This window comes from Mycobacterium sp. SMC-16, from assembly GCF_046250085.1.
GTDB classification, from domain to species: Bacteria; Actinomycetota; Actinomycetes; order Mycobacteriales; family Mycobacteriaceae; genus Mycobacterium; species Mycobacterium phocaicum.
Genome location: NZ_CP176427.1, coordinates 5346196 through 5362255 on the forward strand (window position 1 = coordinate 5346196; position 16060 = coordinate 5362255).

Annotated in this window: 14 protein-coding genes; 10 read left to right on the forward strand and 4 right to left on the reverse strand. The window is 68.9% G+C overall.

Translation table 11 applies throughout. The features are described 5' to 3' along the window. The first annotated feature begins 24 nt into the window (after window positions 1-24). Window positions 25-1428, forward strand: coding sequence for a lipase maturation factor family protein (locus tag ACJEIK_RS26095; RefSeq protein WP_409430514.1), 1404 nt, complete (start codon window positions 25-27; stop codon window positions 1426-1428). On the opposite strand, the gene ACJEIK_RS26100 is transcribed toward ACJEIK_RS26095, so the two are convergent. Next, a complete protein-coding gene (locus ACJEIK_RS26100; RefSeq protein ID WP_409431763.1) occupies window positions 1425-1979 on the reverse strand; it encodes a TetR/AcrR family transcriptional regulator in 555 nt (184 codons plus the stop codon). The two genes, ACJEIK_RS26095 and ACJEIK_RS26100, sit on opposite strands and share 4 nt — an antisense overlap. A gap of 117 nt (window positions 1980-2096) precedes the next feature. Between ACJEIK_RS26100 and ACJEIK_RS26105 the strand changes: the two genes are divergently transcribed. From ACJEIK_RS26105 to ACJEIK_RS26115, 3 genes are read left to right on the forward strand one after another with little or no spacing between them, the layout of a single operon-like run. After that, window positions 2097-3512, forward strand: coding sequence for an ABC1 kinase family protein (locus ACJEIK_RS26105; protein WP_409430515.1), 1416 nt, complete (start codon window positions 2097-2099; stop codon window positions 3510-3512). Then, on the forward strand, window positions 3502-4653 hold the full coding sequence (locus ACJEIK_RS26110; protein WP_409430516.1) for a cytochrome P450: 1152 nt from the start codon (window positions 3502-3504) through the stop codon (window positions 4651-4653). The genes ACJEIK_RS26105 and ACJEIK_RS26110 overlap by 11 nt, the downstream gene beginning before the upstream one ends. After that, on the forward strand, window positions 4653-5561 hold the full coding sequence (locus ACJEIK_RS26115; protein ID WP_409430517.1) for an NAD-dependent epimerase/dehydratase family protein: 909 nt from the start codon (window positions 4653-4655) through the stop codon (window positions 5559-5561). Before ACJEIK_RS26110 ends, ACJEIK_RS26115 begins: the two co-directional genes overlap by 1 nt. On the opposite strand, the gene ACJEIK_RS26120 is transcribed toward ACJEIK_RS26115, so the two are convergent. Together ACJEIK_RS26120 and ACJEIK_RS26125 are read right to left on the reverse strand one after the other, a co-directional pair. Next, a complete protein-coding gene (locus ACJEIK_RS26120; protein WP_409430518.1) occupies window positions 5553-5939 on the reverse strand; it encodes a thiol-disulfide oxidoreductase DCC family protein in 387 nt (128 codons plus the stop codon). The genes ACJEIK_RS26115 and ACJEIK_RS26120 overlap by 9 nt on opposite strands. A 57-nt stretch (window positions 5940-5996) precedes the next feature. Next, window positions 5997-7268 (reverse strand): HNH endonuclease, encoded by a 1272-nt coding sequence (locus tag ACJEIK_RS26125; RefSeq protein WP_406774089.1) that lies wholly within the window; start codon window positions 7266-7268, stop codon window positions 5997-5999. A 112-nt stretch (window positions 7269-7380) separates the two neighbouring features. Here ACJEIK_RS26125 and ACJEIK_RS26130 point away from each other — a divergent pair, with 112 nt between their 5' ends. The 6 genes from ACJEIK_RS26130 (at window position 7381) to ACJEIK_RS26155 (ending at window position 15472) form a co-directional block, all read left to right on the forward strand. Further along, window positions 7381-7902: a 2-oxo-4-hydroxy-4-carboxy-5-ureidoimidazoline decarboxylase gene (locus ACJEIK_RS26130; RefSeq protein ID WP_174814074.1), complete on the forward strand. Its 522-nt coding sequence runs from the start codon at window positions 7381-7383 to the stop codon at window positions 7900-7902. A gap of 62 nt (window positions 7903-7964) precedes the next feature. Then, a complete protein-coding gene (locus ACJEIK_RS26135; RefSeq protein ID WP_409430519.1) occupies window positions 7965-11849 on the forward strand; it encodes a Pls/PosA family non-ribosomal peptide synthetase in 3885 nt (1294 codons plus the stop codon). After that, on the forward strand, window positions 11846-13180 hold the full coding sequence (locus ACJEIK_RS26140; RefSeq protein ID WP_061006562.1) for a M1 family metallopeptidase: 1335 nt from the start codon (window positions 11846-11848) through the stop codon (window positions 13178-13180). The genes ACJEIK_RS26135 and ACJEIK_RS26140 overlap by 4 nt, the downstream gene beginning before the upstream one ends. Beyond that, window positions 13147-14385, forward strand: coding sequence for a hypothetical protein (locus ACJEIK_RS26145; RefSeq protein WP_409430520.1), 1239 nt, complete (start codon window positions 13147-13149; stop codon window positions 14383-14385). The genes ACJEIK_RS26140 and ACJEIK_RS26145 overlap by 34 nt, the downstream gene beginning before the upstream one ends. Before the next feature lie 21 nt (window positions 14386-14406). After that, a complete protein-coding gene (locus tag ACJEIK_RS26150; protein WP_409430521.1) occupies window positions 14407-15099 on the forward strand; it encodes a glycosyltransferase family 2 protein in 693 nt (230 codons plus the stop codon). Window positions 15100-15112: 13 nt separating this feature from the next. Beyond that, the gene (locus ACJEIK_RS26155; protein ID WP_409430522.1) at window positions 15113-15472 is read left to right on the forward strand and encodes a DUF2304 domain-containing protein; all 360 of its coding nucleotides are present in this window, start codon (window positions 15113-15115) and stop codon (window positions 15470-15472) included. Here ACJEIK_RS26155 and ACJEIK_RS26160 read toward each other — a convergent pair. Then, complete coding sequence (locus tag ACJEIK_RS26160; protein WP_409430523.1) at window positions 15463-16059, reverse strand: TetR/AcrR family transcriptional regulator; 597 nt, start codon at window positions 16057-16059, stop codon at window positions 15463-15465. The genes ACJEIK_RS26155 and ACJEIK_RS26160 overlap by 10 nt on opposite strands. Window position 16060: the final 1 nt, after the last annotated feature.

Genomic DNA, 16060 nt, shown 5'->3' on the forward strand with positions numbered 1-16060 from the left:
GCGGCGGCGGGTCAGGAATCGGCGATGGATTGGTTCACAGCACCCGAATATTGGTTCAGCCGGCTGGTGCTGGAACGAGGCATCGCCGGCGTCTATCTGATTGCTTTCCTCTGCGCCGCAAGGCAATTCCGCGCCCTCCTCGGCGCGCAGGGCATGTTGCCCATTCCGCGATATCTGTCGGCGGTGTCGTTCCGGCAGGCGCCCAGCATCTTTCACTGGCATTACTCCGACAGGTTCTTCGCGGCCGTCGCGTGGTCGGGCGCCGCGCTCAGTACCGCGCTGGTCGCGGGTGCCGGCGATCTCGTGCCGCTGTGGGCGGCGATGCTCGTGTGGCTGCTGTTGTGGATGCTGTACCTGTCGATCGTCAATGTCGGGCAGCGGTGGTACGCCTTCGGCTGGGAATCCCTGCTGCTGGAGGCCGGCTTTCTGGCGGTGTTCCTAAGCAACGACAGTGTTGCGCCGCCGGTGCTGGTCATCTGGCTGGCGCGGTGGCTGGTTTTCCGTACCGAGTTCGGTGCGGGACTCATCAAACTTCGTGGTGACCGGTGCTGGCGCGATCTGACGTGCCTCTACTACCACCATGAAACCCAGCCCATGCCGGGCCCGCTGAGCTGGTTCTTCCATCACCTGCCCAAGCCGTTGCACCGCGTCGAAGTGGCGGTCAACCACGTCACGCAGCTCGTGGTTCCGTTCGGGTTGTTCGCGCCGCAGCCCATCGCCACCGTCGCCGGCGCGATCGTGGTGGTCACGCAGCTCTGGCTGGTGATCTCGGGCAACTATGCGTGGCTGAGCTGGCTGACGATGGTGTTGGCGTTCAGTGCGATCGCCGGGCCGCTCCCCACCGCCACGTTGGCCGCACCGCCGGCATGGTTCGTGGTGCTCATCATCGGGTTCAGCGTCCTGGTCGTGGTGCTGAGCTACTGGCCGGTGCGGAATCTGCTCTCGCCGCAGCAGCGCATGAACGCGTCGTTCGACCCGCTGCACCTGGTGAACACGTACGGCGCCTTCGGCTCGATCGGGCGCATCCGGCGTGAGGTGGTGATCGAGGGCACCGCCGACGCGGAGATCACCGACGAAACCGTTTGGCAGGAATACGAATTCAAGGGCAAGCCAGGGGCGGTCGGGAAGCTGCCGCGTCAGTGGGCGCCCTACCATCTGCGCCTCGACTGGATGATGTGGTTCGCCGCCATCTCACCGACCTACGGTCGTCAGTGGTTCGCCGGATTGCTGGAGCGCTTGCTGCGCGGCGACACCGCGACCCTGAAACTGCTGCGGCACAACCCGTTTCCGGAATCGCCACCCATATACGTCCGCGCGCAGATGTTCCGCTACCGCTACTCCACTCCCAGCGAACTGCGGCACGATCGCGTGTGGTGGCACCGTGCACCGGAAGGCGAGTACTTCCCGCCGGTCACCCTGCCGGACTAGCGCGCCGCTTCGATACGGCCGGCGAGCATCGCGGTCCAGTCCGCGATGAACTCGTCGTCGGGGGTGTCCGCCTGCGGGGCGTGAAAGACGACGCGCGTCGCGTGCTTGCCCAGCAACGCGTTGACCCCGACCACCGCGATGCGCCTGGCCTCCTGTTGATCGAGGCCGGGCGCGCATCCACGGATCCAGTCGGCGAGCTCGCTGTAGAGGCCGTCGATCAGAGCGGCGCAGGCGGCGTCGACGCGGTCCGACTGCTCGGCCGGCGTGCGGGCTACCACCTGCAAAAACTGACTCTCCTGGTTCAGCACACTCAGCACGTACCGGCCCAGCAGCGTCAACTCTGTCCGGAGCTCTCCTTCGCCGGCGAACAGCGCGCTGATGTCGTGCATCGCGCGGCGCCGATCCAGCTGCCTGTCGATACCCGCCGCCAGCACGGCCTCTTTGGTCTTGAAGTGGTTGTAGAGGGCGCCGCAGCCGGGCACCAGGCCGGCCGCCTTCTCGATCTGAGTGATGCTGGTGGCCTTGTAGCCCTGCTCACTGAACAGCCGCATGGCCTCGGTGACCAGCCGTTCCTTCGTCGAGGTTTCCACTTTGACTCCCACCATTGACCGCATATAAGAAGGGTCATATATTTCGTACTAGGTCACCATACAACGCTGGGAGGCGCAATGACCCGGAATGTGCCGCGCGGACGCATCCGGCGCACCATGCCGGTCGCCGGCTTCACCGCGCGCGCCGCCGGCGGACGGATGGTCGCGGCGCTGCGGGAGAAGGCCGGTAACACCGGCGCCGTCGAACGCTTCCACGAACGCACCGCCGAGCAGTACGCCGAACTCCTCGGCCACTCCAAGGGTGTGTTGATGAAGGCCGGCCAACTGGTGTCAATGGTCGACGCCAGTGCCATTGGCGCCGGCGAACTCTCGCCGTACCAGCGGGCACTGACCCGACTGCAGGCCGACGCGCCGCCGATGGCCGCAGCACTGGCCCGGCGCGTCGTCGAGGACGATCTCGGTCGCCCGATCTCCGCCGTCTTCGCATCGTTCTCCGACGAACCGATGGCAGCGGCGTCCATCGGCCAGGTCCACCGGGCCGTCCTGCACGACGGCCGCGACGTCGCGGTGAAGATCCAGTATCCCGGTGTGGCACAAGCCATCCGCGATGATCTGTCGAACACCGAGTTGCTCGCGACGATGTTCCGCTTCGCGGCCGGGGCCGCCGGTGCCCTCGGTGCGTCGCTGCCGGACGTGACGTCGATCTCGGCGGAGATTTCCGAACGTATCTCCGAGGAGATCGACTACCGCCGCGAGGCCGCCCACATCACCGCGTTCAGCGAACTCTGGCGCGATCACCCCCACATTCGCGTCCCCGAACTGGTCGGCGAGGCATCCGGCGACCGCGTCCTGACCATGACATACCTCGACGGATTGGACTGGGCCGCAGCGCAAGACGCCGACCAGGACACCAAGAACACCTGGTCCGAGGTGATCGCGCGATTCGTCACCGGCTCCTACCGGCACGGCCACCTGTTCCACGCCGACCCGCACCCCGGCAACTACCGCTTCGGTACCGACGGCACCGTCGGATTCGTCGACTTCGGTTGCGCCAAGGTGCTTCCCGAAGGCCAGCGCAGGCGCATCGTGAACCTGATGCGCTGTGCGGTCGAGGGTCGCCGCGACGACCTGCGGTCGAACATGGTCGAGAGCGGTTTCTTCGCAGCCGATTCGGTGCTGACCGCCGACGACGCCTACCGCTGGTGGGAGGGCATCATCTACGAGATCCTGGCACCACAGCCGGTGACCTACACCGACGAGGCCTCGCGGCGCGCGATCGCCTCGATGCTGGACGTGCGCGACGCCGACCACCCCATGCGGCACATCACGGTGCCCGCCGACTTCGTGTTCTTCTCGCGCCTGAACCTGTCGATGAACGCGATCTTCACGGCGTTGAACGCCACCTTCCACGCCCGCGGGATGCTGGACGAAATGGACGGCGTCGCAGCGCCGGTCACCGCATTGGGCCGCGCACACGAGGCGTGGGTTCAGCGCCGCGGCCTACCGCACGGGACGGACCACCATGTCGGCTAACGACGTCACCGCCGCCAGGCTGCCCTGGGACGCCGCCGACCCCTACCCCTTCTACGAGGCCCGGCGACACGACGGAGATGTCGTGTGGGACAACGCCGCACAAGGCTGGCTGGTGCTGGGCTACGACGCGGCCCGACAGGTCCTCGGCGGGTCCGGCTGGACCAGCGATCCGCTGGCCAATCCGGTGGCACGCGCATCGATGACCATGATGCCGACCGACTTCGCCAAGGCGTCGATGCTCTTCACCGACGGCACCGACCACGACCGGCTGCGCGGCGCGGTCCGGGATGCGTTCACCCGCAGCACGATATCCGGGCTGACCGAAGGTGTGACGACGATCGCCGCCGAGGTCATCGCGCAGGCGCCCACCGGTGAGCCGTTCGATTTCATGTCGCGGATCGCCCTGCCGCTGCCGATCGCGGTGGTCGGTGAATGGCTCGCTCTGGATCCCGGTCACGCGGCGTCACTGCGCGAACTGTCGCCGTCGATCATCCGGATGCTCGGCACCCTGGCCGATCCCGTGGAGGTCGCCGAGGGATTCGGCGCCGCCGCCGCACTGATGGCGGAGTTCCTGCCGCTCGCCGCCGATCGACGGGCTCATCCCGGTGACGACCTGTTCAGCTTCATCGCCACCGATCCCGAACTGTCCCTCGAAGACGTCGTGGTGACCGCCATCCTGATCGCCGTCGCCGGGCATGAGACCACCGCGAATCTCCTTGGCGCAGGCCTGATCCGACTCGTGAACGAACAGATCGACAGCATCGACGGGGCCGTGATCACGGAACTGCTGCGACTCGACGGCCCGGTGCAGTCGACGGTGCGCACCGCGACCGAGGACCACACGGTGGGCGGCGTGGACATCGCCGACGGCGACAGCGTCGTCGTCGTGGTGGCCGCCGCCAACCGCGACCCAAAGGTGTTCGACGACCCCGACCGCTTCCGGTTGGGCCGCACCGGCCCCGCCCCCGTGGCCTTCGGATACGGCGCGCACTACTGCCTGGGTTCGGCGCTGGCCCAGTTGGAGTTGACCATCGCGTTGCGGGAAGTCCTTGCGCGCCAACCGGTTATCCGCGGTGCGGTCACCTGGCGCGACACGCCGGCCATTCGGGGACCACAGACATTGCCGGTGGCGTTCAGCTGATGCGGGTGTTCGTCACCGGCGGGACGGGCGCCATCGGCGTCCACGCCGTGCCCGCGCTGGTTGCGGCCGGCCATGCCGTCACCGCGTTGGCCCGCAGCGACGCGAAGGCCGCCTGGTTGCAGAGCCAGGGCGCTGCGCCGGTTTCGGTGTCGTTGTTCGACCGCGGCGCGCTGACCGATGCATTCGCCGGCCACGACGCGGTGGTGAATCTTGCGTCAGCGCTGCCGTCGACCACGGCGTTCATCCGCAAATCCGCCTGGACGGAATGCGAGAGGGTGCGCTCGGAGGGCTCAGCCGCCGTCGTCGACGCCGCGCGGGATGCCGGTGTCCGGCACGTGATTCAGGAATCCGTGGTGATGATCTACCGGGACGGTGGAACCGGCTGGGTCGACGAACAGCAGCCCGTCGACCACTATCCGATCACCCGCGGCAACCACGCCGCCGAGGCCAGCGCACGCCGGTTCGCCGCAGCCGGCGGTGCGGCGACCATCCTGCGATTCGGGGTGTTCTACGGTCCGCATGCGGCCCACAGCGAGCAGATCCTCGATATGGCCAAGTGGCACATCGGCTTTGTCCCGGGCCATAGCGACACCTACCTGTCGTCGATCCACGTCGCAGACGCGGCGAGCGCCGTCGTCGCGGCACTCACGGCACCGGGCGGCACCTACAACGTCGTCGACGACCGTCCACTGACCAAGCGCGAATATGCCGAGGCCTGCGCCGCGGCCGTCGGGCGGCGGATCTGGATCAGTGGGCCGGGTCGGCTGGGACTGTTGCTCGGCGACCGGCTCACGTCCATCACCAGGTCACTTCGGGTGAGCAACAAGCGCTTTCGCGATTCTTCCGGCTGGCGTCCCCGCTACCCCAGTGCCGTCGAAGGTTACCGCGTGATGGCGCAGCTACGCTGAAACACATTCCGACGGAGCCGATTCGCACCACGGCGTGACGCCGCGGAAGTGGTAGCGGTGGGTGGCAACCCAGCGGTAGACCCGCTCTTGGAGCGCACCGACTCCCGGGATGGCGTAGAGCCACAACGGCAACCGGGTGCCGACTGCCGCGGACACGGCGGCGTTGGCCGCCTTGGCGCCACCGAACACTTCGCCGGACGAATCCAGCCACCACACCGATTCCATCAGGTGCTCGGGTGCCACGCCGAGTCGTTCGGCGGTGCCTGGCTTCTGCAGTGGTTCGGTGCGGAGGCGGCCGGTTCGGTTCATCCGTAGCAGCTGATTCCGCGCGCGGGTACACATCCCGCACTTGCCGTCGAAGAACAGCACTCCGTCCATGACTTCATCATGCGCCGCTGAGTGCCGTCGGAAACCGTGAGTCGCCACACATGTGGGTTAGGCCGCAGGGTGTATCCGCGCGATGTGGACATCGCGGGTGAAGATGCGCAACCCGTCCGGTGTCGGCGGCGCCGTTGAGGTGTACACCGCGCCCGATGGCGTGGTCAGCGCGATGGTGTGCCGGCCGTACCGGTCATAACTCGCCGCCGCCTGCCAACCCGGTTCTTCCTTGACGTAATTGCAGTGCTCGCACAAGCCATCGCCGTTGTGCGCGCTCGTCGGCCCCCGCTTGGCATGGGGCGTGACGTGGTCGGTGTGCCGAATCCGCGCATTGCAGTACGGGGTCCGGCAGATCTGGTCCCGCAACCCGATGAACGTCGCGAGCGCTTTCGGAAACGCCCGCGCCTTCGACTCCATCGCGACGAGCTTGTTGGTACCCGGCTGGGCGTACAGGCGCCGCAACGCCGCCCCCACCGTCGCATCGGCCGCCGCGGCCAGCACCATGTCGCGAGCCAGCGCCGCCGGAATGGGCCCATAGCCGTCCAACTGCGCGGGCTGCTCGCCCCCGGTCAGCAGCGTCTCATCCGACATCACCAGGTTCAGTGTCACCGGCACCGGTGTCGCGACCGGATCACGACCCGTGACCCGCTCCACCACCACATCGGCCATCACCTGCGCACGGCTGCGCTCCGAACCCGCCGCCACCGCCGACGCCGCCTCACGAGCCAGCGCCTGGCGCACCAACTGCCCTTGGGCCGCCGGCATCAGCACCGTCATCGACATCATGCCGTCAGCGGCCACCCGGAACCGCACATGCCGCGCGGACCGCGCCCGCCTCATCTTCTCCACCACGGTCTGCTGATCCAGCTCACAGGCGATCCGCGCGGCCTCCGCCGACACCTCGGCGTTCCCCAACCCCGCCAGCGGGCCCGGATCCCCACACAACTCGGCATCCAGCAGCCGGCGATCCAACACCGACAGGCACGCCGCCTCTCTGGTGATCAGCTCGGCCCGGTGCTCGGAGAGCACACCCGACTCCAACGCGGCCAGCGTGCACGGCATGTCCGCGACCAGGATGCGGGCCATCGCCATCAACCGCTCACCCCGATGCGGGGACTCGCGCCGCGCCAACCCGATCTCCGAACCCAGCGCGGCCCGCGACACCCGCGGCCCACCCGCCGCGGCCGCCGCCACCCGCCGCGCCTCAAGTGCGGCCGCAATCCGCGCCTGCTCGGCCGCCGCACGCGCCTTCACCCGTTCGAGCTCCGCCATGCGACCCGACAACGCCGCCTCATCGGCGTCGGGGCCCACCGCCAGAATATCGAACATGCGTTCGACTCTACCGGATGCGTGTGATACGCGCCAGACCCCAGATAAATGAATTTGCCGCGCTGTAACACGAGGAAATCTGCCCGTACCCTGCAGATTCGATGATGTCCATGTGTTGATGCATCAGGGAATCGGTCTCGACGCGTTCAACGCCATGCCGAAGCAGCGGGCGGTGCACGCACTGTACGAATGCTGCTACAGCGTGCCGCTGGCCGGCAGCCTGGCCGACGGACGCGCCTACGCCGACCACGACCACCTGTTCCGGCGTGCCGACGACCTGCTCTTCGCGCTTGCCGACTCCTCGGTCGACGCGATCCTGCAGGCTTACCCGCAGCTCGGCCGCCGGCCCGGCAGCGCCCGCTCGCAGTTCGAGCAGTGCGCGGTGTGCGACCGCGACCCCGATCTCATGGCGACCCTGACCGCGCACGCCACGACGTACCGGGACCACTTCGGCTTCGACTTCGTGATGTTCGTCGGCGCGATGAGCGCCAACGAAGTGCTGGCCCACATGGCCGACCGCATGCACAACGACCACGAGACCGAGCGCAAGGTGGTCCGTAACGAGCTGGCCCGCATCAACCGGACCCGGCTGGAACGCATGCTCGGGCCTGAAGGCGGCTACAACAACTGGTAACGAAGCCGCCACGGCATGCCCGCCGCCAGGAAGCGTTCCCCAAGCCTTAGTAGTTTGTACCCGTGCCTCAGGAGATCCCCCCGCAGTACGTGCGTTCAGCGAACGCACCGCAGGCCCGGACCCTCATCGACATCCTCTACGCCACGGCCGACCAATATCCCGATGCGCCCGCCATCGACGACGGCACCGTCCAGCTCACCTACGCCGAGCTGATCGCCGACGTCGAGGAAAGCGTGGCCTGGCTGGCCGCGCGCGGCATCGGCCGCGGTGACCGCATCGGTATCCGCATGCCGTCGGGCAGCTACGCGCTGTACGTGTCGATTCTGGCGACCCTCGCGACCGGCGCCGCATACGTCCCCGTCGACGCCGACGATCCCGAGGAACGCGCCGCGCTGGTCTTCGGCGAGGCCGGCGTCGTCGGCATCATCACCGAGGCCGGTCTGGTCCGTGGCCCCGGCTCGACGCGGGGCTGGCAGGCCGGCCGGCCCCTGACCCGCGACGACGCCTGGATCATCTTCACCTCGGGCTCTACCGGCACCCCGAAGGGCGTCGCGGTGACGCACCGCAACGCCGCCGCGTTCGTCGACGCCGAGGCCGAGATCTTCCTCAAGGACAACCCGCTGGGCCCGGGCGACCGGGTGCTGGCGGGACTGTCGGTGGCCTTCGACGCATCGTGCGAAGAGATGTGGCTGGCCTGGCGCCACGGCGCGTGCCTCGTGCCGGCGCCGCGCTCGCTGGTCCGCAGCGGCATGGACCTCGGGCCGTGGCTGGTGTCGCGCGACATCACCGTCGTCTCGACGGTTCCGACGCTGGCCTCGCTGTGGCCGGCCGAGGCCCTGGAGGCCGTGCGCCTGCTGATCTTCGGTGGCGAGGCCTGCCCGCCCGAACTCGCCGAGCGTCTGGCCGTCGAGGGTCGCGAGGTGTGGAACACCTACGGGCCCACCGAAGCCACGGTCGTCGCCTGCCTGGCGCCGCTCGGCGGTGGCCCGGTCAGCATCGGGCTGCCGCTGCCCGGGTGGGACCTGGCCGTCGTCGACAAGGACGGCCTGCAGGTCGGCTACGGCGACGTCGGCGAACTGGTGATCGGCGGCGTCGGCCTGGCGCGCTACCTCGACCCCGAGAAGGACGCCGAGAAGTACGCGCCGATGGAGACCCTCGGCTGGGGCCGCGCGTACCGCAGCGGTGACCTGGTCCGGCTCGAGGCGGACGGCCTGTACTTCCAGGGCCGCGCCGACGATCAGGTCAAGGTCGGCGGCCGGCGCATCGAACTCGGCGAGGTCGACGCCGCGCTGGTCAACCTGCCCGGTGTCAGCGGCGGCGCCGCCGCGGTGCGCAAGACCGCCACCGGCACTCCCCTGCTGGTCGGCTACATCGCCAGCGCCGACCCCGAGTTCGACATCGCCAAGGCCCGCAAGACATTGGCCGAGTCCCTGCCCGCCGCACTGGTACCGCGGCTGGTGCTGGTCGACGAATTGCCCACGCGCACATCAGGAAAGGTCGACCGCAACGCGCTGCCCTGGCCTGTCGACTCGGCGGGCGACGACAGCCCCGACCTCGACGGCACCATGGGCTGGCTCGCCGGGCTGTGGCGCGACGTGCTGGCGTCCCCCATCGACGGACCCGGCGCCGACTTCTTCGCGCTCGGCGGCGGCTCGCTGTCCGCCGCGCAACTGGTCTCACTGCTACGCGAGAAGTACCCGCAGGTCACCGTCGCCGACCTCTACGACCATCCGCGCCTGGGCTCGCTCGCCGGCTATCTCGACGAACTCGACCCGCCGCCGCTGGTCGAAACCCGAAGCGTCACACCGGTTCCATTGACGACTCAGCTGATCCAGACCGCCGCAGCCATCCCGCTCGCGACGCTGGCCGGCATGCAGTGGGTGGTGTGGCTGGCTCTGCTGAACAACATCGCCGCCGCGCTGCACCTGCTGTCGTGGGCCCACACCGTGAACTGGTGGGTGATCCTGGTCGGGTTCCTGGTGTTCGTCACGCCGATCGGCCGCATGGGCATCGCCGTGTTCGCCGCGCGCGCCCTGCTGTCCGGGCTGGAACCGGGCACCTACAAACGCGGTGGCTCCGAGCACCTGCGGGTGTGGCTCGCCGAACGGCTCGGCGAGGCCAGCGGCGCCGAAAACCAGGCCGGCGCACCGTGGTTGGTGTACTACGCCCGCGCGCTGGGCAATCGGGTCGGTGACGGCGTCGACCTGCATTCCACGCCGCCGGTCACCGGCATGCTCACGCTCGGGGACCGCTGCTCGGTCGAGCCGGAGGTCGACCTCACCGGGCACTGGATCGATGGCGACCTGTTCCACGTCGGACCCATCAGCGTCGGCAACGACGCCACGATCGGCGCCCGCACCACGCTGCTGCCGGGTGCCGTGGTCGGCAAGAACGCCGACGTCGCACCGGGTTCCGGCGTTATCGGCAAGGTCAAGGCCGGGCAGTACTGGAAGGGTTCGCCGGCGGTGAAGTCCGGCAAGGCGCACCACCCGTGGCCGAAAGAGCGGCCGGGGCGCGCCCCCATCTGGGTGGGGATGTACGGGCTGACGTCGGTGCTGCTCGGCGGATTGCCGATCCTGGCCCTTGCCGCGGGCCTCGCGGTGCTGATTCTGCCGGTGCGCCATACCCATTCACTGCCAGAGGCGGTCCTGCCGGTCGCGCTGTGGACGCCCGTCGCCGCAGTGTTGGCCATGGCGGTTTACGCCGCGCTCACCGTCATCGGGGTGCGCCTGCTGGCCCTCGGCCTGACCGAGGGCTACCACCCCGTGCGCAGCCGGGTGGGCTGGCAGCTGTGGGCCACCGAGCGGCTGATGGACGCCGCCCGCAACTACCTGTTCCCCATCTACGCGAGCCTGTTGACGCCGTGGTGGCTGCGCATCCTGGGCGCGAAAGTCGGTAAGGACACCGAGATTTCGACGGCCCTGCTGACACCGAAGTTCACCGAGGTGCTCGACGGCGCGTTCCTGGCCGACGACACCATGGTGGCGTCGTACGAACTCGGCGGCGGCTGGATTCACGTGGCGAAGGCGACCGTCGGCCGCCGCGCGTTCCTCGGCAACTCCGGCATCACCCAGCCCGGCCGCCGCGTCCCCGACGACGGGCTGGTCGCGGTGCTGTCGGCGACCCCGCACAAGGCCAAGGCCGGTTCGTCGTGGCTGGGCAGCCCCCCGATCCGGTTGCGCCGCCAGCCAACTGAAGCCGACGCGGTGCGCACCTTCCACCCGTCGCTTCGTCTCAAGGTGATGCGCTCGACGGTCGAGACGCTGCGGATCGTCCCGGTGATGGTGACGTTCGGTATCGGTGTGGCGGTCCTCGGCGTCCTGCAGGCCCTCGCCGGTGAATTGGGCTGGGTGTGGGCGTCATTGGGTGCCGGGCTCGTGCTGCTGAACGCGGGCGCCATCGCCGGCGCCATCGCCGTGGTGGCGAAATGGCTCATGGTCGGGCGCATCCGGGCCGTCGAGCACCCGCTGTGGTCGCCGTTCGTGTGGCGCAACGAAGTGTCGGACACCTTCGTCGAGACCGTCGCCGGCCCGTGGTTCGCCCGCGCCGCCAGTGGCACCCCGGTGATGAACCTGTGGCTGCGGGCCCTCGGCGCGGCCATCGGCCGCGGCGTGTGGTGCGAAACCTATTGGCTGCCAGAGGCAGACCTGGTGACGCTGGGCCGCGGCGCGACGGTGAACCGGGGCTGCGTCGTGCAGACCCACCTGTTCCACGACCGCATCATGCAACTGGACACCGTGGTGCTGGAGGAGGGCGCGACGCTCGGCACCCACTGCGTCGCACTGCCGGCGGCCAGCATCGGCGCGGGCGCGACCGTCGGGCCGGCGTCCCTGGTGATGCGCGGTGACGCGGTGCCGGGCTCGACGCACTGGCAGGGCAATCCGATCGCTCCGTGGATCGGCAAGAAGCGCAAGTCCGGCGGCCGACAAAAGGCGCAGGCCGCGTGACCCGGACCAACAAGAAGGACCGCAAAAGCGTTGCGCCGGTGATTGATCCGTATCTACCGAACAACGGCAACTTCGGCTTCCGGGTATCTCGCTACGAGCTGAGCCTCGAATACAAGGTGGAGAGCAACCGGCTGACTGGCATCGCCAACATCACCGCGGTCACCCTGGCGTCACTGCACTGGTTCACCCTGGATCTGTCCGATGCGCTGTCGGTGGCCAAGGTCGAGGTCAACGGCCGCCGGCCGGCCAAGTTCCGCACTGTCAACGGCAAGCTGCACATCACGCTGGCCAACCAGTTGCCCGCCGGCGCCGCGATGAAGGTGACGGTGCGCTACGGCGGCAACCCACGTCCCATCAAATCCATCTGGGGCACAGTCGGTTTCGAGGAGCTGACGGAGGGGGCGCTGGTCGCCGGGCAGCCGAACGGCGCGGCGTCCTGGTTCCCGTGCGACGACCACCCGAGCAGCAAGGCCAGCTACCGCATCGCGATCACGACCGACAGCCCGTACCGGGTCGTCGCCAACGGCGAGCTGGTGAGCCGCAAAACCCGTGCGGCCCAGACGGCCTGGGTGTACGAGCTCGCCGAGCCGACGTCGACCTACCTGATCACGCTGCAGATCGGCCGCTACGAGTCGGTGCGCCTGGCCAAATCGCCGGTGCCGATGTCCGCGGCCCTGCCGCAGCGGCTGATCCGCAACTTCGAATACGACTTCGGCCGGCAGCCTCAGATGATGCAGCTGTTCACCCGGCTGTTCGGGCCGTACCCGTTGTCGACCGGCTACACCGTCGTCGTCACCGATGATGAGCTGGAAATCCCGCTCGAGGCACAGGGCATTTCGATCTTCGGCGCCAACCACTGCGACGGCCGCCGCGGGGCCGAGCGGCTGATTGCACACGAGATGGCCCACCAGTGGTTCGGCAACTCGGTGACGGTACGACGGTGGCGCGACATCTGGCTGCATGAGGGATTTGCCTGTTACGCCGAATGGCTGTGGGCCGAGGAGTCGGGCTGGCGCACCGCCGACCAGCTGGCCGCCCACAATCTGCAGAAACTCCGCGGCCTGCCGCAGAACCTGTTGCTCGCCGATCCGGGACCCGAGGACATGTTCGACGACCGCGTCTACAAGCGTGGCGCACTGACCCTGCATGCCCTGCGGCGCACCATCGGTGACACGAATTTCTTTGCGCTGCTTCGTGATTGGACCACCCGGTACCGGCACTCGACGGCACTGACCGACGACTTCACCGGCCTGGCCGCGCACTACACCGACCAGTCCCTACGGGGACTGTGGACCGCGTGGCTCTACACGACGGAGCTACCGACACTGTGAAACCCAGCGGTGTGGCGCGGGTCGCGGTCGCGACGGTGCTCAGCGCGCTGTGCGGCTACGCGATCCTGTACCTCGCCGCGCGCGACCTGGCCCCCGCCGGGTTCTCGGTGTTCAGCGTGTTCTGGGGCGCGTTCGGGTTGTTCACCGGCGCGGCCAACGGGCTGCTGCAGGAGGCCACCCGTGAGGTCCGCATCGCACGCATCGCCGAGCCCCAACCCGGCCCGCACCTGCAGCCCCTCCGCGTCGCCGCGGTGGTGGCCGTCGCCGCCGGCCTGCTGATCGCCGGCACCGCCCCACTGTGGGCGGCCCACGTGTTCGTCGAATCCACCCCGCTGAGCGTGACGCTGCTGAGCGTCGGCCTCGCCGGCTTCTGCCTGCACGCCACCCTCCTGGGCGTACTGGCCGGGGCGGACGGCTGGACCCAGTACGGCACGCTGATGGTGACCGACGCAGGTATCCGGGTCGCTGTCGCGGTCGCCGCGTTCGTGCTGGGCTGGGGCCTGGACGGCTACCTGTGGGCCACCGTCGCCGGTTCCATGTCGTGGCTGATCCTGCTGCTTGCCTCCCACGTGGCCCGGTCCGCGGCCGCCATCCACACGCCCGGCACCCCGCGGACATTCCTGACGGGGTCGGCGCACTCGATCGCCGCCGCGGGCGCCAGCGCCGTCCTGGTGATGGGCTTCCCCGTACTGCTGCAGGCCACGTCGCGGGACCTCGGGGCCACCGGCGGCGTCATCATCCTGGCCGTGACGCTGACCCGCGCCCCGCTGCTGGTGCCGCTCACCGCGATGCAGGGCAACCTGATCGCGCATTTCGTCGACAACCGCAGGCTGCGCGCCCTGCTCACCCCGGCCCTGGTGCTCGCCGGCCTGGGCGCGCTGGCGGTGCTGGCGGCCGGACTGCTCGGGCCGTGGCTGCTGCGCACGCTGTTCGGGCCCGAGTACGCCGCCAGCGGCGCGCTGCTGGCGTGGCTGACGGCCGGCGCCGTCGCCATCGCGTTCCTGACCCTGACCGGGGCCGCCACGGTCGCCGCCGCGCTGCACCGGGCCTACGCGGCGGGCTGGGTGAGTGCCACGGTGGCCGCGGCGCTGTTGTTGCTGCTGCCGCTGGACCTGCAGACCCGCACCATCGTCGCGTTGATGTGCGGTCCGCTGGTCGGAATCGTCGTCCACCTGGCCGCGCTGGGCGCGATCAGGCGCCGCTGAGCGTGTAGTTTCGGCTGCAACATGTCCCCTTATCGCGACGTCTGGATCGTCATCCCCGCGTACAACGAGGCGAGCGTCATTGCCGACGTCGTCGCCGATGTGCGCGCCGTCTTCCCGAACGTCGTCTGCGTCGACGACGGCGGCCGGGACGACACCGGCGACCGCGCCTTCGCCGCCGGCGCCCACGTGGTGCGCCATCCGGTGAACCTCGGTCAGGGCGCGGCCATCCAGACCGGCGTCGAATACGCCCGATCCCGCCCCGGGGCACAGTTCTTCGCCACGTTCGACGCCGACGGACAGCACCGGGTCAAGGACGTCGTGCGGATGCTCGACCGGTTGCAGACCGAAGACCTCGACATCGTGATCGGCACCCGGTTCGCCGACCAGCCGCCCGACCGCATGCCGATGCTCAAGCGGCTGCTGCTGCCCATCGTCGCCAAACTCAGCCGGTCCAGCCGCCAGCTGCACCTGACCGACGCGCACAACGGGCTACGGGTGTTCAACAAGACGGTCGCCGACGGCCTGAACCTCACGATGAACGGCATGAGCCACGCCAGCGAGTTCGTCTCCCTGATCGTCGAGAACCACTGGCGGATCGCCGAGCAGCCGGTGCAGATCCTGTACACCGACTATTCGATGTCGAAGGGTCAGCCACTGGTGAACGGCGTCAACATCATCGTCGACGGACTGCTGCGCGGGAGGTTGCGCCGATGATCTGGACTCGCTCATGATTTGGACAAAAGCACTACTGATCGGCGCGGTGGTCCTGCTGCTGGCCTACCTGTTCTCGTCGCGGCGCAACGCGCAGTCACGGGCCTGGGTGAAGGTCGGCTATGTGTTCTTCGTGGTCGGCGCGATCTACGCGATCCTGCGGCCCAACGACACCACGGTCGTGGCGCACTGGCTCGGCATCGGCCGCGGCGCCGACCTGCTGTTGTACGCGCTGGTCATCGCGTTCCTGTTCACGACCATCAGCGCGTACATGCGCTTCAAGGACCTGGAATTGCGGTACGCCCAGCTGGCCCGCGCGGTGGCGCTGGAAGGCGCGCGCGTGCCTGACCCAGACCCGCCCATCCGTCAGGTCTGAACGCCCAGGCTCCCCAGCATCGTGGCCAGCAGCTGGATGCGCCCGTCCTCGAGTTCGGGCTGCGGCAGTACGGCGCGGATGAGCGCCGCGCCGTCGAAGGTGTTGACCATGACGGCGACGATCAGCATCAGCAGGTCCGGCGGCAACTGATCGGCGCCGGGCATCTCCTGCGCGGTCTCGTAGATGTTGCGGCCGTATTCGACGAGCGCGCCCTGCAGCGTCGTCCGCAGCTTCTCGTCGGTGCGCGCCGCGACCATCAGTTCGTACATCACCGCGTTGGTCGCGTTGCCGCTGATGTCGCGCAGCGCGATCAGGGCGCCTTCCAGAGCCGGCCGGTCCGAAGGGATTTCGGCGACCTGCTTGCTGAACTGCTCGAGCTGCCGGCGCATGACTTCCAGCGCCGTGGCGGCCATGAAGTCGCCCATGGTGCTGAAATGTTTGAACAGCGCGCCGTCGGAGACCTCGGCCCGGCGCGCGATCACCGCCGCCGAGGCGCGGGCATAGCCGACCTCGACGATGGTCTCGATCGCGGCGTCGAGAAGCCGGGCCCGGGTCTCCTCCCGGCGCTGCTGTTGGGTTCTGGCCATG